Origin of the sequence: Mesorhizobium loti (genome assembly GCF_013170705.1) — a bacterium.
Lineage (GTDB): Bacteria > Pseudomonadota > Alphaproteobacteria > Rhizobiales > Rhizobiaceae > Mesorhizobium > Mesorhizobium loti_D.
In genome coordinates this window covers 792640-810190 of sequence record NZ_CP033334.1, presented here as the reverse complement: position 1 = coordinate 810190, position 17551 = coordinate 792640, and the positions used below count along the sequence as shown (strand labels likewise).

Here is a 17551-nt window from a genome sequence, read left to right as displayed (position 1 = left end):
AAAGCCGATCGGGGTGGGTGCTCAAGCCATCGCGTGGCGGTGATTGGCCGAATAATGCCCGGTCAGATGGTGCTCCAGCTGGCGCTCGATATCGGTCAGCAGGCTCGAAGCGCCGAAGCGGAACAGCTCGGGTTCGAGCCACGGCCGGCCGAGTTCTTCCTTCATCAGCACCAGCCAGTCGAGCGAGGCTTTCGCGGTGGAGATGCCGCCGGCCGGCTTGAAGCCGATGAGATAGCCGGTCTCCTCGAAATACGCCCTGATGGCGCGCACCATGGCCAGCCCGACAGGCAGCGTCGCATTGACGCTTTCCTTGCCGGTTGAGGTCTTGATGAAATCGGCGCCCGCCATCATCGCCACCATCGAGGCCAGCATGACATTGCGCAGCGTGGCGAGGTCGCCGGTGCCGAGAATGACCTTCAGATGCGCGTCTCCGCAGGCGGCGCGCATGGAGACGATCTCATTGTAGAGCTCCCGCCACTTGGCGCCGAACACCAGCCCGCGCGGAATGACGACGTCGATTTCATCGGCGCCGTCGCGCACCGAAGCCTCGATTTCCTGCAGGCGCGTCGACAGCGGCGCAAGGCCATGCGGAAAGGCCGTGGAGACGGCGGCGACATGGATGCCGGTGCCGCGCACGGCGTCGACGGCGGTGGCGACAAAGGGATGGTAGACGCAGACCGCCGCGGGCCGGATGGTTTCGCCGGAAATGCCGAGGCCTTCGACGATATCGCGGCGCAGCGGGTTGATCGCCTTGGCGCAGAGCCGGCGCACCCGCTCCTCGGTGTCATTGGAATTCAGCGTCGTCAGATCCATGCAGGCAATGGCGCGCAGCAGCCAGGCCGCCTGGTTGTCGGCCTTGATCGAGCGCCGCTTGGTCAGGCTGGCGACGCGCCGTTCGAGTGCCGAGCGGTTGACGCTGCGCACCGATTCCATGAAGCCGAGATCGAGCTTCATGCCGGGATTGCGCGCGATGCGATGATCCGGCGGTATCGGGGTGTTGGCGGCGGCGCGGGCCGGCAGCGGCGTCACCTTCGACGCGCTGGTGCCGGGCTCGGCTTCGCGGATCGTGTTGCTCATTTCCTGCCCTTTCTCGTTTAGGGCGATACTTACACGATCGTTTGGACCGAGGCCACAAGCTGATGTCGGCCCGCGCGCCGGCGCAAGCCTGCTCGGCTGCCGGCTTGCGCGCCGCCGCGCCGATTTCAGCCTCGATGCGTTCGGGTTCGGCGTGCTCCGGCTCATGCGCGCTGCGGTATTTTCGGTCGGGATGGAGTGGCCCCACCTATCCCGGCAGCCTATCCGATATCAGGCGTTCGCCTGGAAGGCGGCATGTCCCACAGTGTGGGCGGCAGGCCTCAGCCGACGAAGGCGCGCTCGACGACGAAAGTCGCGGGATGGCTGAGCGAACCTTCCTGGAAGCCGAGGCTCTCGGCAAGTTCCTTGACGTCCTTCAGCATATGCATCGAGCCGCAGATCATGATGCGGTCGGTCTCGGGATTGAGCTTCTCGATGCCGAGGTCGGCGTAGAATTTGCCGGAGCCGATCAGCGCGGTGATGCGGCCCATGCAGGCCGACTCTTCGCGGGTCGTCGAATTGTAGAGCGTCACGCGCCCGGCGGTCAGCTCGCCGATCAGCGGGTCGCTTTCAAGGGCTGCGACCAGCTCCTGGCCGTAGGTGAGTTCGGCATTGTCGCGGCAGGTGTGGGTCAGGATCAACTGGTCGAATTTCTCGTAGGTGTCGGGATCGCGCAGCAGGCTGGCGAAGGGCGCGATGCCGGTGCCGGTCGAGATCATGAACAGCCGCTTGGCTGGCGTCAGCGCATCGACCACCAGCGTGCCGGTCGACTTCTGCCGCATGATCACGGTATCGCCGACCTGGATCTTCTGCAGTTCCGAGGTCAGCGGGCCGTCCGGCACCTTGATCGAGAAGAATTCCAGCTCTTCGTCCCAGGCCGGGCTCGCCACCGAATAGGCCCGGAACACCGGCTTCTCGGCATTGGGCAGGCCGATCATGACGAACTCGCCGGAGCGGAAGCGCAGCGATTGCGGACGGGTGATGCGGAACGAGAACAGCCGGTCGGTGTAGTGTTTCACCGAGACGACGGTTTCGGCATAGACATTGGCCGGAATCGGAAACTGCAGCGGGCGGGCGCCGGCGGTGTTGAAGGCGGATGTGGTGTTCATCAAATCCAACTTTCTGGCCCAACCGGGGCGCTGGCGCCAAACCTTTTCCTGCGCGCCCGAACCATTCAGGTTCCGGCGTGCTGCTCGCACACTCCAAGGCGGTAAGCTCTTGTGTCCGGAATTTATTAGTATACAAACGATATTTGCGTCAAGATACCGTCGCGAAACACCTTTCCAAACTGTGCCGTATCCGTAGTCCCAGCATTTCGGGTTTCGACAATGAAAGAGAATTTTTCGGTGCAGCCGCCGGATTCCCTGGGCAGCGTCGTGGCCGGCATCGATGTCGGCGGAACCTTCACCGACCTGCTTCTGATCGACGGCAGGCACGGCGGCAAGGTGCACATCGCCAAAACCCCGACCACGGTCGACAACCAGGCCTTCGGCGTGGTTTCGGCACTCGGCGCCACCGGATTTCCCATCGACGGCATCGACCTCATCGTCCATGGCACCACCACAACGACCAATGCGGTGCTCGAGCGCCGGCTGGCCAGGACCGGCATGATCACCACGCTTGGTTTTCGCGACGTGATCGAGCTTGGCCGGCGCACACGGCCGCAACCCTATGGCATGACTGGCACCTTCGTTCCCGTCATCCCGCGCAATCTCAGGCTCGAAGTGTCGGAGCGCGTCGAGGCTTCGGGTGCGGTGCGCACGCCGCTCGACGAGGCCGGGATGCGTGAAGCGGTGAAGACGCTGATCGCGGCCGGCTGCGAATCCCTCGTCATCCATTTCCTGCACGCCTACGCCAACCCTTCGCACGAGCGGCGCGCCGCCGAGATCGCCGCCGAGCTCTGGCCGAACGGCTACATCACCACGGGCCATGCGCTGCTGTCGGAAGCGCGCGAATTCGAGCGCGGCGTTACCGCTTCGGTCAACGCCTCGGTGCAGCCGATCCTCGAGCGCTATGTCGAGCGGCTGCGCAAGGAATTGGCCGCCAAAGGCTATGCCCGCGACTTCCTGATCATGAACGGCAATGGCGGCATGATCTCGGCCCGCTTCGTCACACGTGAATCGGCCAAGACCGTCATGTCCGGTCCGGCCTCCGGGGTGATTGCCGCTGCCTATACGGGCAAGCGCGCCGGCTTCGAAAACCTCGTCACCTACGACATGGGCGGCACCTCGACCGACGTGGCGCTGATCCGCAACGCCGAGCCGGCGGTCTCGAACGAGATCGAGATCGAATATGCCATGCCGATCCACGTGCCGATGGTGGCGGTGCACACGGTCGGCGCCGGCGGCGGTTCGATCGCGCGCGTCGATGCCGCCGGCCTGATCCAGATCGGCCCGGAAAGCGCCGGCGCCAATCCCGGCCCGATCTGCTATGGCCGCGGCGGCCTGGAGCCGACCATCACCGACGCCAATCTGGTGCTCGGCCGGCTCGCGCCGAAGAAGCTGCTGGCCGTCGAAAACCCAGTCACCGTGGAGCGCGTCACCGGCATCTTCGAAGACAGGATCGGCAGGGCGACGGGCCTGTCCGGCGTCGAGGCGGCGGGTGCGGTGCTCAGGCTCGGCAACATGAAGATGGCCGGCGCCATCCGCATGGTGTCGGTGTCGCGCGGCCATGACCCGCGCGATTTCGCGCTGTTCGCCTTCGGCGGCGCCGGTCCCCTGCACGCCACCGCGCTCGCTCGCGAGCTCGGCCTGCCCAAGGTGCTGGTGCCGGCGCGCCCCGGCATCACCAATGCGCTAGGCTGCGTCGTCGCGGACCTGCGCCACGACTTCGTCAACACCGTCAACCAGCCCGTGGCCGTGCTCGATGAAACCCAACTTCACGCTGTATTGGAACGGCACCGAAACGAAGGTGAGGAGCTGATCGGCAAGGAAGCGGTGAAGCCGGAGACGATACGCGTCACCCATTCCGCCGACATGCAGTTCGTCGGCCAGACCCACATCATCAACGTGCCGCTGCCGTCCTCGACAGTCAGTCGCAACGAGCTGCAGGCCCTGTTCGAAAAAGCCTATTTCGCCCGCTTCAAGGTCGAGCTGCCGGAGATCCGCGCCAACCTGGTCAACCTCAACACCTCGGTGACCGGCGTGCGCCCGGCGATCGACCTGTCGCGGCTGATCGATCCGGCGGGGCGCGCGAAAACGCTGGACGAGGCACGGCGTGAGATCCGCCCGGTCTGGTATGCCGGGCGTTGGCACGACACGCCGGTCTATATCAGGGAAAAACTGCCGCTCGATGCCGTCATCCAAGGCCCGGCGATCCTCGAACAGATGGACGCCACGACCGTGCTTGAACCCGGCGATCGAGCGCGCTCGGATGCCGACGGCAACATCATCATCGACATAGGCGAGGCCTGAGATGCCCGAGGCAAAGCTCGACGCCATCACGCTTTCGGTTCTCCAGGCCGCCTTGCAGCAGGTCTGTGACGAGATGGACCTGACCTTTTCCCGTGCCGCCTTCTCGCCGGTCATCGCCGAGGCCAATGACCGCTCCGACGGCATCTATTCGGCGGTCGACGGTTCGCTGATCGCACAGGGCAGCCAGGGCCTGCCGGTGTTCGTCGGCGTCATGCAGTATTCGACCAAAACGGTGATCGAGATGATCGCCGACGGCCGCTGCCTGGCTCCGGAGCCTGGCGACATCTACATCGTCAACGATCCCTATCTCGGCGGCACGCATCTGATGGATGTGCGCTTCGTCATGCCGGTCTACCGGGGCGGCAAGATCTTCTGCTGGCTATCCAACACCGGCCATTGGCCTGATATTGGCGGCTCGGTGCCGGGCGGCTTTTCCGCCTCCGCCACTGCCGTCGAGCAGGAAGGCCTGCGGCTGCCGCCGGTAAAACTGTTCAAGAAGGGCGTGCTCGATCCCGAGATCTACGCCATCATCTGTTCCAACATCCGTGTCGCCGACCAGCGCATCGGCGATATCAGGGCCCAGGCCGCGGCGCTGCTGATCGGGCAGGACAGGCTCAACGGAATCCTTGATCGTTACGGCGACGAAACTGTTGTCGAGGCGATCGCCGAGCTGCGCCGCCGTGCCGCCGAGCAGATGCGCGCCAACATCGCGGCCATTCCCGACGGCACCTACCGCTCGAAAGCCTTTGTCGATTCCGACGGGGTGGTCAATGAACCGCTGACCATCGCGCTCGCCGTCGAAAAGCAGGGCGATACGCTGACCTTCGATTTTACCGGTTCGTCGAAACCTTGCGCCGGGCCGATGAACAGCGTGCTGGCGACGACCCTGTCATCGGTCTATCTCGCCATGCGGCACATCTTCCCGGATGTGCCGATTAGCGCCGGGGCCTTCGAACCCTTGATCGTCAAGCGGCCGGAAGGCACTTTCCTGGACGCCAAATACCCACGCCCGGTCTCGGGCTGTGCGGCGGAAGTCTCGCAGCGCATCGCCGAGGCGGTTTTCGCGGCCATGGTGCAGGCGCTGCCGGACAAGGTGACGGCCGCCCCCGCCGGCTCCAGCGGCAATTTCGCGCTTGGCGGCAACGATCCGGCGCGCGGCCGCGATTACGTCATGTACCAGATCTCCGGCGGCGGCTATGGCGGCAATTCGGGCCATGACGGCCTGACCAATGGTTGCTCGACCATCGGCATTTCCAAATCGCCGCCGGTCGAGATCATGGAGCAGGCTTTTCCCGTGCTCTATCGCCACTATGCCTTGCGCGAAGGCTCCGGTGGCGCCGGCAAGCATCGCGGCGGTTTCGGCCTCGCCTATGAGGTGGAAATCCTGCGCGGCGATGCGCGCGCCTCCTTCGTCATGGATCACGGCCGCTTCGGCCCGCAAGGCGCGCTCGGCGGCGGGGATGGCGCGGTCAACACCGTCACCGTCTTCCGCAATGGCGAGGAACATGTGCCGCCGCATCTCTCCAAGGAGCAGGACATCCCGCTCAAGGCCGGCGACCGCGTGCGCGTCGGCACGCCTGGCGGCGGCGGTTATGGCGATCCGCGCGAGCGCGACGCCGATCAGGTGCAGCGCGACGTGGCGCTGGGGTACTACACCTCCGAGGAAGCCGCCCAAAAATTCGGCGTGGTCCTGTCGGCGGACGGTCTGACAATTGACCGCAAGGCGACGGACAGGCAGCGCGCCGGCTAAACACCGCCAAGCGCCATGACACAGAGCGGTCACAGCGCCGTGATCGCCGCAGCACATGTCGTTTCCGTCACCGCCGGTGGCACGAAAGCCCGTAGACTTCCGAGGTCAACGGAGATCTGGAACATGCGTCTTTTCGGTCGTTTCGTGCTTGCTGCTTCCGTCGCCCTTACCCTTGCTGCCGGTGCTGCTTCCGCCCAGGACAAGAAGCTCAGGATCGGCACCGAGGGCGCTTATCCGCCCTTCAACTACGTCAGCGCCGACGGCACGCTGGGCGGCTTCGACATCGATCTCGGCAAGGCGCTGTGCGCCGAAATGAAAGTTGAGTGCGAATTCAGCGTGCAGGATTTCGACGGCTCGATCCCCGCTCTGCAGGCCGGCAAGTTCGATGCCATCATCAACATCACCATCACGCCCGAGCGGGCCGAGAAGGTCGAGTTCACCCACAAATACTACCAGACGCCGCCGGCCATCGCCGTGCCGAAGGATTCCGCCATTGCAGGCACTTCGCCGGACGATTTGAAGGGCAAGGCGCTCGGTGTGCAGACCGCCACCATCCACCAGAAATTCGCCGAGCAGAAATATTCGGGCTCGACCGTCAAGGCCTACCCGACCGGCGACGATGCTCGTACCGACATGGCCAACGGCCGGCTTGATGCGATGATGGACGGCTCGATCATCCTGACCGAATGGCTGAAGAAACCGGACGGCGCCTGCTGCAAGCTGCTCGGCACACTGACGGCCGATCCGGCCATCCACGGCCCCGGCGTCGGCATCGCGCTGCAGAAGGGCGACAAGGGACTGGCTGACAAGTTCAATGCCGCCATAGACGCGCTGCGCGCCAATGGAAAATACAAGGAAATCAACGACAAGTACTTTTCGTTCGACGTCTACGGGAGTTAATCCCGGCACCAATCGACCTCGGCGGCGCCACCCGGCGCTGCCGATTTTTTTACGAACGATGGAGATATCCTTGGCTGAGCGGCGTTCCCCTTTCTACAGCAGCATCGTCGGGCTGGGCGCGACCATGGGTCGGGTCGGCGGCGATTTCATCTCGGCCAGATATTATTCCGGCATCGCCGACGAGCACCTGAACACCCGCATGAATGTCGGCGTGCAGGACCTCAGCACCATGGGCAAGATGGACATCAAGGGGCCGGACGCCGAGGCGCTGGTCAACCATGTCATCGTCAACGACGCCGCGGCGATGAAACCGGGCCAGGTCCGCTATTCCACGGTCTGTCGCGAGGATGGCGGCATCATGGACGACCTCACCGTGTTCCGGCTGGGACCGGAGCATTTCATGCTGGTCACCGGCTCGGTCAATCGCCTGAAGATGCTGCCCTGGCTGCAGCACCATGCCCAGGGGCGCAAGGCCTATGTCACCGACATCACCGCCGCCGTCGCCTTTCCGACCATCCAGGGTCCGCGCTCGCGCCAATTGTTGAAGGCGCTGGTCTATGATGCCGATCTGGACGGCCTGAAACGCTGGGCGTTCACATCGGGGCGCGTCGGCGAGACAAAGGTGCTGATCTCGCGCACCGGCGTGACCGGTGAACTCGGCTTCGAACTCTTCGTGCCGGCCGACGAGGCCGCCTCCGTCTGGGAGGCGCTGATGCGGACAGGAGCGGACTTCGGCCTGAAACCCTATGGCGTGCTGGCGATGTTCACGCTCGGGCTGGAAAAGGCCTATCCAGCGCATGGCATCGACATGGATGAGAGTCGCACGCCGTTCCATGTCGGCCTCGACCGCTGGATCAAGTTCGACAAAGGCGATTTCGTCGGCCGCGAGGCTTTGCTCAAGGTGCGCGACAAGGGACTCGATGAACGCTGGACCGGGCTGATCCTCGACGGCGACAAACCGGCTGCGACGAACGCCCGTGTACTGGCCGATGGTGAAGATGCCGGCGTCGTCACCTACAGCGATCACGGCTATTCACTCGGCAAGCTGCTGGCGACCGCGCATCTGCGCCTGCCGTTCACCGCGATCGGTACCGAACTCAGCATCGATATCGATGGCAAGCCGACTCGCGCGGTCGTGGCGCCGATGCCGTTCTTCGATCCCGAAGGGGCGAGGTTGCGGGCCTAGCAGCCTCACTGTGGCCAGCCGCCGGCGCCGCCCCTGACCTTCCTGCCGGCATCCTCTGCCCGTACAGTGACGGGGAGAGGGAACAGCTAGAGCGTATTTTTTCCGCTGGAAAATAAACGCGCTCTGCACGTAACTGTCGCAGCATTCCAGGTTGGCGAGTTGTGATGGTCACCGGACCCCACTGGCGCAGTGCTACTGTATAAGCTGCCTCATGGAGAGATATTGAAGACCGTCCGCGACGCAGCTTGCAGTCGATGATGCCCTCACAGTTGTGACCAACCCCCATCGACCGGAATCTCAAGGCCGGTCGTGAAGGTCGCGTCGAACGCGAGGAAGAGGACGGCCTTCGCGATCTCCTCCGAGGTCCCGAAGCGCTTCATCGGGATGATGCCGAGTGTGTGCCCCCTCACGTGGGCCCGCATCTCTTCGGTGGAAACACCTTTTCGAGGCTGCCCGTCTCGATGGGACCGGGCGACACCGCGTTGACGCGGATGTCCTTGGGAAGGAGCTCGGTTGCGAGCAAGCGGGCGAAGGATCGCAGCGCAGCCTTGGCGGCGCCGTAGGTGGCTTGCCCGGGCAGTGCCTTGACGTTGGCGACAGAGGTCGTGAGGACGACTGAGCCGCGATTGATCAGCGGCGCGAGCTTCTGGATATTTGTGAACTGCTTTGTATGATAATGCGGTGCAGAGACGACGGTCAATGATATTTGTAACTATTTAGTACGAAACTATTTCAGGATCCTGTGGACGCAAGGGTGCTGGGTTAGACAAGTCGATACCGGAGACCTTGACGACGGCCTGCCACGCGGCTTCCTGGCTGGCGCGATCGTGGAGGTGTGGTTGGCGCTGCACCTCCATTGGGCCTGAGAACTTCCCTTGAGCCGAGGCGAAGAATTGCCCTGAGACGTCGGTTCCGAACTCCGACGCCTGGAGGTAACGACGGGCCGCGGTCTCCGGCTTCTGATTCATACCGGGAATGAGGTTCACGATTGGAATCATCAGATACTTCACCAACAGGCCAGCGTTTCGCGCCACCTTGGTGTCGTTCGACGCACCGGGGGAGACAGCGTACACGGCCATGCCGGAGGGTAGCCTGCGCGCCAGCGCCGCGACCCACCAAGCGATGATGAGCTTCGCGTCGGCATACGCATTGTTGGGCGCGTACTTCACGTTCGGCCCGTTGCGAATCAGCGCTTCAACAGCGGCGGTTCGGTTACCTTGGAAACTCTTGGCCGCGAAGGTTGGCAGGTCGGTGTACTTGAACATGGGTACGCCCCCGCGGGCAGGCTCCGCACTGGTGATAACGATCCGCGCGTCGGGGCTGAGAAGGTCGGCGCGAAGCAACCCGACAGTCAGCTGATGATGGCCGATCAGCGGGGCCTCAGAAGCCTCAATGCCCGCCGCAGTGATCACGCGCTTCTTGGTTGGGACCAATCCGGCATTGAGCAGCAGGAAATCGACCGGCCGAGCTTGTGTGACCAGCTCGGCGAGCGCGCACCGGACGCTAGCCGGCGTGTCCAACTCCAGTTCCAGAGGCGTGAAGGTCTGTCTTTTGGTTTCCGCTGCCAGTTGAGCGGCCGCTTCCTTGGCCTGAGCCAGTCTGCGTCCGGTGATGATGATCTCGCCCCAGCCCTCTTCGGCAAGAGAGCGGGCTGCTGCATAACCGAGCCCGGAGGTTGCGCCAGTGACGAGGGCGACCGAATGGTTCATGGGCGGCTCCTTGGTGAAGGTTAAGGTCGAAGGAGTCCCACAGTGTAGGGCCGCCTTGTGATTTTTGAACTACTCGATTATATATTGGTGTAAAGGATAGGGGTCAAGGAGTTTAGAACTAAATGTTTCAAAATGCCGAGAGGCCTCGTGGTCGCCCCCGTAGCTTCGACGAGAAGGACGCCTTGGAAAAGGCGACCCGGGTGTTCCGGTCGAAAGGCTACGACGGCGTGACCATTGACGATCTCGTCGCGGGCATGGGTGTGGGACGGCCAAGCCTGTATTCCGTCTTCGGCGACAAGCGGACGATATTTTTGCGTGCCCTTCGGGCGTACGCTGAAGCGAAGGGTGCTCGCGCTGCGAAGGCGCTCTTCTCGCCGACGACTCTTCGCGATTCGCTCGCCGGCTTCATGAGGCACGCCGTAGAAAGTGCGACCGAGGAAGGATCAGCCCCTGGTTGTCTTCTGGTGTGCGTTGCGCCGCTCGTGGACGATGCCGAGGTCCGGCAGTTCCTGCAGGACGCCGCGGCTGGCGGGATGGCGCTGGTAGAACGGCGATTCTACGACGCGATCAGCGCGGGAGAGGTGCCGTCTGACTTTCCGGTATCCGCGCGCGCGAGCCAGGTCCTCGACCTGTCGCGCGGTCTCACCATGCGTGCGCAGATGGGCATGCCGCGCAAGCCGCTGCTCAAAGACGCAGAGGAGGCGGCCGACTTAGTCCTACTGCCGAGACGGTGAACTGCGGCGCCAGAAGGTGATGTCGCGCTCGTGGGGGTCCGGCCGATCCGAATATTCAGCCGGCCCATCACCCCCGCCGATCGAGCCGCGCCACCAGCCGGTCCCCCGCCCACTGGATGCCGCAGACCAGAATGATCAGCACGATCACCACGGCGACCATCACCGACGTCTCGAAACGCTGATAGCCGTAACGGATGGCGAGATCGCCGAGGCCGCCGGCGCCGATGGCGCCGGCCATGGCCGAGGCGCCGATCAGCGTCACCAGGGTCACCGTGAAGCCGGCGACGATGCCGGGCAGCGCCTCGGGCACCAGCACCTCGCGGATGATCGCCCAGCGGTTGCCGCCCATGGCGCGCGCCGCCTCGATCAGGCCGTGGTCGACCTCGCGCAGCGACACTTCGGCGATGCGTGCATAATAGGGCGTGGCGGCGATCGACAGCGGCACGATGGCCGCCCAGGTGCCGATCGAGGTGCCGACGATCAGCCGCGTCAGCGGGATCAGCGCCACCAGAAGGATGATGAACGGCACCGAGCGGAAGCCGTTGATGACGGCGCCGAGCACGCGATTGACCCACAGGCTTTCGGCGATGCCGCCGCGTTCGGTGGCGATCAATGCCAGCCCGAGCGGCAGGCCGAAGACCAGCGAGATGAGGCCGGAGGCGGCCGTCATCAGCACCGTTTCCCAGATCGATCGCAGCAGAAGCTCAAACAGGATTGGCGACATGGCCAAGCACCTCCACCCGCGCCTGCCGGGATTTCAGGAATGAGATGATTTCAGCGAGGTGGCTCGCGTCGCTGCCGGGAACGGAGAGGAACAGCGTGCCGACGGGCTGCTGCTGGATATGGTCGATGCCGCCATGGACGAGGCGGAAGGAGCCTGGAACGGACGCGGCAAGGTCGGACAGCAGCGGGCCGCTCGCGGCTTCGCCGGCCACGTCGACGCGCAGGATCGTGTGCGCGCCGGCCGCCGGCAGCAGGCGCGCCGACAACTCGGCCGGCAATTGTGGTCGGATGGCGCCAAGGAGGCTGCGTGTGACGTCGGACTGCGGCTCGGCGAACACCGACCACACCGGCCCGTCCTCGACGATGCGCCCGGCATCGATCACCGCCACGCGGTCGGCGATGGAGCGGATCACCTCCATCTCGTGGGTGATCAACAAGATGGTCAGGCCAAGCTTCCGGTTGATGTCTTTCAGCAGCGCGAGAATCGAGCGCGTCGTCTCCGGGTCGAGGGCCGAGGTCGCTTCATCCGACAGCAGCAGCGCCGGCCGCGCGGCCAGTGCCCGGGCAATGCCGACGCGCTGCTTCTGGCCGCCCGACAGCGATGCTGGATAGGCCTTGGCCTTGTCCGACAGGCCGACGAGTTCAAGCAGCTCCGCCGCCCGTGCCAGACGCTCGGCCCTCGGCCGGCCCTCGATCTTCAACGGCAGCGCGACATTGTCCTCCACTGTCTTGGCCGACAGCAGGTTGAAATGCTGGAAGATCATGCCGATACGCCGCCGCAACGGCTGCAGGTCGCGCTCGCCGAGCCGGCTGATCTCGCGGCCCTCGATGAACACCTCACCGGAATCCGGCCGCTCCAGCCCGTTCAGGCAGCGGATCAGCGTCGATTTGCCGGCGCCGCTGCGGCCGATAATGCCGAGGATCTCACCCTTGCGTACGGTGAGCGAAATGCCGTCGAGCGCCGCTGTGGCGCCAAAGCGACGCTTCAGATCGACAAGGCGCACCAGGTCCTGCGGCGCGTCCGGTCGGGCGTGGGTCGGACCGGCGATTTCCCCGGGCGCCGTGATATGTTGGTTCATGCGGTTCCCTGTTCTCGCCATCGCAAAACGCAATTGCGGCCCGCGCTCAGGCGCGGACCGCTTTTGCTCTCGAACTGGACGTCGGGCGATCAATAGGCGCTGAGGCCGGTGCCCTTGTAGACCTTGTCGAATTCGGCCTTGACCGCGTCGTTCTGGTAGGAAGCCACCAGTGTCTTCACCCAGGCTTCGTTCTCGTTGCCGACCTTGACCGCGATGAAATTGCGGTACGGATTGTCGGATATCGGCTCCTGGGCAATGCGGTTTTCCGGCGTCAGGCCGCTTTTCAGCGCCCAGTCGGTGTTGACCACGGCGGCATCGAGATCCTCGACCGAGCGGCCGACGATGCCGGCGTCAAGCTCCTTGATCTCGACCTTCCTGGGGTTCTCCGCGATGTCGGCGGTGGTGGCCAGGATGCCGGTGCCGTCCTTCAGCTTGATCACGCCTTCGTTCTGCAGCACGCGCAGCGCCCGGCCTTCATTGGACGGGTCGTTCGGCACGCCGATGACCGCGCCCTCGGGCAGATCGGCGACTTTCGTGTATTTCTTCGAATAGAGGCCGATCGGCCAGACGCCGGTGTAGCCGACCCGCACGATATGGTAGCCTTGCGTCTTGATCTGGTTGTCGAGATAGGGCTGGTGCTGGAAGGCGTTGGCGTCGATTTCGCCGCGCTCCAGCGCCTCGTTGGGCTGGGTGTAGTCGTTGAACACCACGGTCTCGACGGTCAGGCCCTTTTCGGCCGCCTGGGCGACCACGACGCGCCAGACGTCCTCATCCTCGCCGCTGATGATGCCGACCTTGATCGCCTTCTTGTCTTCGGCGAAGGACGCATGCGGCGCCATCAGGCCGCCGACCGCGACGGCCGATGCGAACAGCAGAGCCAGGCCACCGCGCCGGTTGATGATTGACCAAAGGGAAGATGGCAAAGTGCTGTTGACGTCAGGCATGATTGATCTCTGCGGTTGTGAAGTCACGGTGCCAGGGCGGATTGCCCAAGCTTGGTCATATCGTCCGGAATTCTATCGGTTTTATCAAAGAACGTGTTTCGCTGGTCTCGGAGAAGCAGGGAATATTCTCTCAAAAATTCCAGGGAAGGGAGCACAGGACACCACCGGATCGATCGCGGCGGCACCGCGCTGCGATCCGGTGGCTACGGATGTTGACGTGGACGAGGCCGGCATGGACGGCGCGCGGCCAAGAGCGTCTGGAGCAGTTGCTTGAGCTGCTGGAGAACCTCATCGAGGTGAGATCTGACTTCTCTCCCGCGCGAGTTGGCGCCGCAAGCAATTGCAGGCGGACCACTTTCCCGCTTGACTGACCAGCCGGACCGAATACCCTAGAACGAAATACCGGCTCTGATCGCCGGGCGGCAAGAATGCCTCGTATGCCTCGCCCTTGCGGCGCTGGCTGCGGGGCATTGTCATTTCTGGGGTCCTGTTTGAAACGGCGCATCGAGATCGGCATCCTCTATTCCCGCTCGGGGAGCTATCAGCTCGTCTCCGATGCGTGCCGCATGGGCGCCATGCGCGCCATCGCCGACATCAACGCCGATCGCGGCTCGGGCATCGAGCTCGTGCCCGTCGAACGCGATCCGCAAAGCAATGCCGATCGCTACGCGACGCTTTGCGAGGACATCTTCAAGACCAGCAGTGCCCGCCATGTCGTCGGCTGCGTCACATCCTGGAGCCGCAAGGAGACGATCCCGGTGCTGGAGAAGGCTGGCGGCATGCTCTGGTACGCCTGCCCCTATGAGGGCTTCGAGGCCAACGAGCATGTCGTCTACATGCACGCCTGCCCCAATCAGCATCTGGTGCCGCTGATGGCCCATGTCGTGCCGCGCTTCGGCGCCAACGGCTTCCTGCTTGGCTCGAACTATATCTGGGGCTGGGAGATGAACCGTGTCGCGCGCGACCTGATCGCGGACGCCGGCGGCAAGGTCCTGGGCGAACGCTATCTGCGCATCGGCGAGACCGACGTGTCGCGCCTGATCGGGGAAATCCGGGCGACGCGGCCGAACTTCATCCTCAACAATCTGATCGGCACATCGTCCTACGCCTTCCTGGCCGCCTATCGCGATTTGGGCGATGAGGATCCTGCCTTCAGCCCGCAAACCTGCCCGGTCATCTCCTGCAACCTCACCGAGGGCGAGCTGCCGGCGATCGGCGAAACGGGCAAGGGACATCTGTCGGTCGGGCCTTATTTCGCACCACGGCCGGCGGCTTTCGCGTCCTCCTTCGAGGCCTCCGCCTATGCCTCCGTGCAGGTGATGGCCGACGTCCTGTCGCGAGATCCCGACGCCGGTCCGGCGGAATTCTCCAAAGCGTTCGCCGAAACGCGCTTCTCCACCCGTCTGGGGCCGATCGCCATCGACGCCCACACCCAGCACGCGACGCTGCCGGTCATCATCGGCCGGATCGCCGACGGCTATTTCGAGGTCGTCAGCCGGCAGCACGAGGTCGCGCCGGATCCCTATCTGTCGCGCTACGACCCCGCCAAGACGTTCGGCCGCCCGCGCCTGAGGGTGGTGTCGTGACCCGAACCCCGCGCATCCCCAATCTCGGCGGCGCCAAGGCCTTCATCCTGCATCGCCCGCATCCGACGGTGCAGGCCATCACAAGACAATTGTCGGCCATCGGCCTCGTCACGCTCGACTGCTGGCCGGAACTGCCGCCCGAGGCGCTCGCCGCCGATTTCGTCTTCTTCGACACCGATCTCGGTTTCGACGAGCAATTCCCCTGGAAGCCGGGCGAGGCGCCGATGCCACTGGTGGCGCTGATCGGGTCGGAGGCGCCGGGCCGCATCGAATGGGCATTGTCGCACAAGGCCGACGCCCAGCTTTTGAAGCCGGTCGGCACCGCCGGCGTCTACAGCGCGTTGCTGATCGCACGGCAGAGTTTCGAGGCGCGCAAGAATTTAGCCGGCGAAATTGCCTCGCTGCGCCAGCGTGTCGCCGAGCGCCAGACGATCGTGCGTGCGGTGGCGGCACTGTCGAAAGGCACCGACGACGAGCGCGCCTATGCGCAACTGCGCTCGCTGGCGATGAGCTGGCAGATCAGCGTCGAGGATGCCGCACGCCGGATCGTGGCGATGATGAGCGAGGAAACAGGCGAGGAAGGCGGCGATGACCAGTCCCATCGCGCCTGATCTCATCGCGCCCGCGCGCATGCCGGCCAGGCCCCGCGCGGGCGTCTGGCGCCGGCTGGTCAAGCGCCGTCTGGCGATGCTCGGCCTGGTCATCGTCGCCATCGTGGTCGCCGGCGCCGTGCTGGCGCCATGGCTGACCGGCTATGACCCCAACGAACAGATGTTCGACGGCCTGACCATCGAGGGCTCGCCCTTGCCGCCGAATGCCAAATTCTGGCTCGGCACCGACCTGCTTGGCCGCGACCTGCTGACCCGCATTCTCTACGGCGCCCGTACCTCGCTGATCATCGGCATCGTCGCCAATGGCGTTGCGCTGTTCATCGGCACGCTGGTCGGCGTCACGGCAGGCTATTTCCGCGGCTGGATCGGCAGCGCGCTGATGCGCTTCACCGATCTGATGATGGCGTTTCCGGCGCTGCTGCTCGCCATCTGCCTGGCGGCGGTGTTCGAGCCCAGCCTGTGGATCGTCGCCATGGTCATCGCTCTGGTCAACTGGGTGCAGACCGCGCGCGTCATCTACACCGAAACCTCCTCGCTCGCCGAACGCGAGTTCATCGACGCCGAACGCACCATCGGGGCGAGTGCGCCGCGCATTCTGTTTCGCCACATCCTGCCGCATCTCCTGCCGACCATCATCGTCTGGGGCACGCTCGGCATTTCGACGACGGTGCTGCTCGAGGCTACGCTCTCCTTCCTCGGCATCGGCGTGCAGCCGCCGACGGCCTCCTGGGGCAACATCATTTTCGAGAACCAGACCTATTTCCAGGCAGCGCCCTGGCTGGTGTTCTTCCCCGGCGCGGCGATCCTGGCGCTGGCGCTGGCCTTCAACCTGATCGGCGACGCGCTGCGTGACATCCTCGATCCGACGCAAAGGGGCCGGGCATGATCGCCTATCTCGGCCGCCGGCTGATCCAGTCGCTGCTCATCCTGCTCGGCGTCTCGCTGATCACCTTCGCGCTGCTCTACCTGTTGCCGGCCGATCCGGTGCGCCAGATCGCCGGGCGCAGCGCCACGCCACAGACGGTCGAGAACATCCGCCAGCAGCTCGGCCTCGACCAGCCCTTCGTCGTCCAGTACTGGCACTATCTGACCAGGCTCGTCAGCGGCGATCTCGGCCGCTCATACATCCAGCGCTCCGAAGTTACCGAGCTGATCGTCTCGCGGTTGCCGGCGAGCCTGCTGTTGATGGTCGGCGCCATCCTGTGCGAGTTGCTGATCGGCCTCTCCATGGGCCTGATCGCCGCCGTCAAGCGCGGCACCGCGACCGACCAGACCTTGATGGTCGCATCCTTCGTCGGTGTCTCGGCGCCGCAATTCGTCGTCGGCCTCTTGCTGCTTTACGTCTTTGCCGTGCGGCTGAGCTGGTTTCCGATCGGCGGCTACGGCACCTGGCGCCATCTGGTGTTGCCGTCGCTCACCATGGGCATCCTCGGCGCCGGCTGGTACGCGCGCATGATGCGTTCGTCGATGATCGACGTGCTGCGTCAGGACTACGTCCGCACCGCGCGTGCGAAAGGCCTGGCGCGTGGTGCCATCCTCTTCCGCCACGCACTGCCCAACGCCATCCTGCCGATTATCGCCATGATCGGCATCGACATCGGCATCTTCATGGGCGGCATCGTCGTCGTCGAAAGCGTGTTCGGCTGGCCCGGCATCGGCCAGCTGGCATGGCAGGCCATCCAGCGCGTCGACATCCCGATCATCATGGGCGTCACGCTGGTCTCGGCCTTTGCCATCGTGCTCGGCAATCTCCTGGCCGACATCATCGCGCCCTTCATCGATCCCCGCATCAAGCTCAGATGACAATCAGGACATGACCGAAAACAAACAGAGAAAGGGAAC

General features: G+C 64.5%; 17 protein-coding genes. 9 read left to right on the top strand and 8 right to left on the bottom strand.

The features are described 5' to 3' along the window. Positions 1 to 21: 21 nt before the first annotated feature. Together deoC and EB815_RS03805 are read right to left on the bottom strand one after the other, a co-directional pair. Positions 22 to 1077: a deoxyribose-phosphate aldolase gene (gene deoC / locus EB815_RS03810; protein ID WP_056573791.1), complete on the bottom strand. Its 1056-nt coding sequence runs from the start codon at positions 1075 to 1077 to the stop codon at positions 22 to 24. A 278-nt stretch (positions 1078 to 1355) separates the two neighbouring features. Beyond that, a complete protein-coding gene (locus EB815_RS03805) occupies positions 1356 to 2183 on the bottom strand; it encodes a ferredoxin--NADP reductase (RefSeq protein ID WP_056573788.1) in 828 nt (275 codons plus the stop codon). Positions 2184 to 2402: 219 nt separating this feature from the next. Here EB815_RS03805 and EB815_RS03800 point away from each other — a divergent pair, with 219 nt between their 5' ends. The 4 genes from EB815_RS03800 to EB815_RS03785 all read left to right on the top strand — a co-directional run bounded on the left by EB815_RS03800 (position 2403) and on the right by EB815_RS03785 (position 8323). After that, the gene (locus EB815_RS03800; RefSeq protein ID WP_056573785.1) at positions 2403 to 4487 is read left to right on the top strand and encodes a hydantoinase/oxoprolinase family protein; all 2085 of its coding nucleotides are present in this window, start codon (positions 2403 to 2405) and stop codon (positions 4485 to 4487) included. A 1-nt stretch (position 4488) separates the two neighbouring features. Then, the gene (locus EB815_RS03795) at positions 4489 to 6237 is read left to right on the top strand and encodes a hydantoinase B/oxoprolinase family protein (protein ID WP_056573782.1); all 1749 of its coding nucleotides are present in this window, start codon (positions 4489 to 4491) and stop codon (positions 6235 to 6237) included. Positions 6238 to 6360: 123 nt separating this feature from the next. After that, complete coding sequence (locus EB815_RS03790) at positions 6361 to 7137, top strand: ABC transporter substrate-binding protein (RefSeq protein WP_056573779.1); 777 nt, start codon at positions 6361 to 6363, stop codon at positions 7135 to 7137. Between the two features lie 70 nt (positions 7138 to 7207). Continuing rightward, the gene (locus tag EB815_RS03785; protein WP_244494112.1) at positions 7208 to 8323 is read left to right on the top strand and encodes an aminomethyltransferase family protein; all 1116 of its coding nucleotides are present in this window, start codon (positions 7208 to 7210) and stop codon (positions 8321 to 8323) included. 263 nt (positions 8324 to 8586) lie between these two features. On the opposite strand, the gene EB815_RS33920 is transcribed toward EB815_RS03785, so the two are convergent. The 3 genes from EB815_RS33920 to EB815_RS03775 are packed head-to-tail and all read right to left on the bottom strand — an operon-like array spanning position 8587 to position 10032. Continuing rightward, complete coding sequence (locus tag EB815_RS33920) at positions 8587 to 8733, bottom strand: SDR family oxidoreductase (RefSeq protein WP_274534590.1); 147 nt, start codon at positions 8731 to 8733, stop codon at positions 8587 to 8589. Then, a complete protein-coding gene (locus EB815_RS03780; protein ID WP_056573772.1) occupies positions 8730 to 9023 on the bottom strand; it encodes an SDR family oxidoreductase in 294 nt (97 codons plus the stop codon). Before EB815_RS03780 ends, EB815_RS33920 begins: the two co-directional genes overlap by 4 nt. Positions 9024 to 9039: 16 nt before the next feature. Next, entirely contained in the window at positions 9040 to 10032 is a 993-nt protein-coding gene (locus EB815_RS03775) for an SDR family NAD(P)-dependent oxidoreductase (RefSeq protein ID WP_056573770.1), read from the bottom strand. A 122-nt stretch (positions 10033 to 10154) separates the two neighbouring features. Here EB815_RS03775 and EB815_RS03770 point away from each other — a divergent pair, with 122 nt between their 5' ends. Continuing rightward, entirely contained in the window at positions 10155 to 10766 is a 612-nt protein-coding gene (locus EB815_RS03770) for a TetR/AcrR family transcriptional regulator (RefSeq protein ID WP_056573767.1), read from the top strand. 67 nt (positions 10767 to 10833) lie between these two features. Here EB815_RS03770 and EB815_RS03765 read toward each other — a convergent pair whose 3' ends face one another. The 3 genes from EB815_RS03765 to EB815_RS03755 form a co-directional block, all read right to left on the bottom strand. Continuing rightward, positions 10834 to 11490 (bottom strand): methionine ABC transporter permease, encoded by a 657-nt coding sequence (locus EB815_RS03765; protein WP_056573766.1) that lies wholly within the window; start codon positions 11488 to 11490, stop codon positions 10834 to 10836. Further along, positions 11471 to 12568 (bottom strand): methionine ABC transporter ATP-binding protein, encoded by a 1098-nt coding sequence (locus EB815_RS03760; RefSeq protein WP_056573760.1) that lies wholly within the window; start codon positions 12566 to 12568, stop codon positions 11471 to 11473. Before EB815_RS03760 ends, EB815_RS03765 begins: the two co-directional genes overlap by 20 nt. Positions 12569 to 12657: 89 nt before the next feature. Next, the gene (locus EB815_RS03755) at positions 12658 to 13512 is read right to left on the bottom strand and encodes a MetQ/NlpA family lipoprotein (RefSeq protein WP_056573756.1); all 855 of its coding nucleotides are present in this window, start codon (positions 13510 to 13512) and stop codon (positions 12658 to 12660) included. Positions 13513 to 14003: 491 nt separating this feature from the next. Here EB815_RS03755 and EB815_RS03750 point away from each other — a divergent pair, with 491 nt between their 5' ends. The 4 genes from EB815_RS03750 to EB815_RS03735 are packed head-to-tail and all read left to right on the top strand — an operon-like array spanning position 14004 to position 17512. Further along, the gene (locus EB815_RS03750) at positions 14004 to 15098 is read left to right on the top strand and encodes a transporter substrate-binding protein (RefSeq protein WP_056573753.1); all 1095 of its coding nucleotides are present in this window, start codon (positions 14004 to 14006) and stop codon (positions 15096 to 15098) included. Beyond that, positions 15095 to 15709 (top strand): ANTAR domain-containing response regulator, encoded by a 615-nt coding sequence (locus tag EB815_RS03745; protein ID WP_056573750.1) that lies wholly within the window; start codon positions 15095 to 15097, stop codon positions 15707 to 15709. Before EB815_RS03750 ends, EB815_RS03745 begins: the two co-directional genes overlap by 4 nt. Next, on the top strand, positions 15687 to 16595 hold the full coding sequence (locus EB815_RS03740; RefSeq protein WP_056573747.1) for an ABC transporter permease: 909 nt from the start codon (positions 15687 to 15689) through the stop codon (positions 16593 to 16595). The genes EB815_RS03745 and EB815_RS03740 overlap by 23 nt, the downstream gene beginning before the upstream one ends. Further along, on the top strand, positions 16592 to 17512 hold the full coding sequence (locus EB815_RS03735) for an ABC transporter permease (RefSeq protein ID WP_056573744.1): 921 nt from the start codon (positions 16592 to 16594) through the stop codon (positions 17510 to 17512). Before EB815_RS03740 ends, EB815_RS03735 begins: the two co-directional genes overlap by 4 nt. The last annotated feature ends 39 nt before the right edge of the window (positions 17513 to 17551 follow it).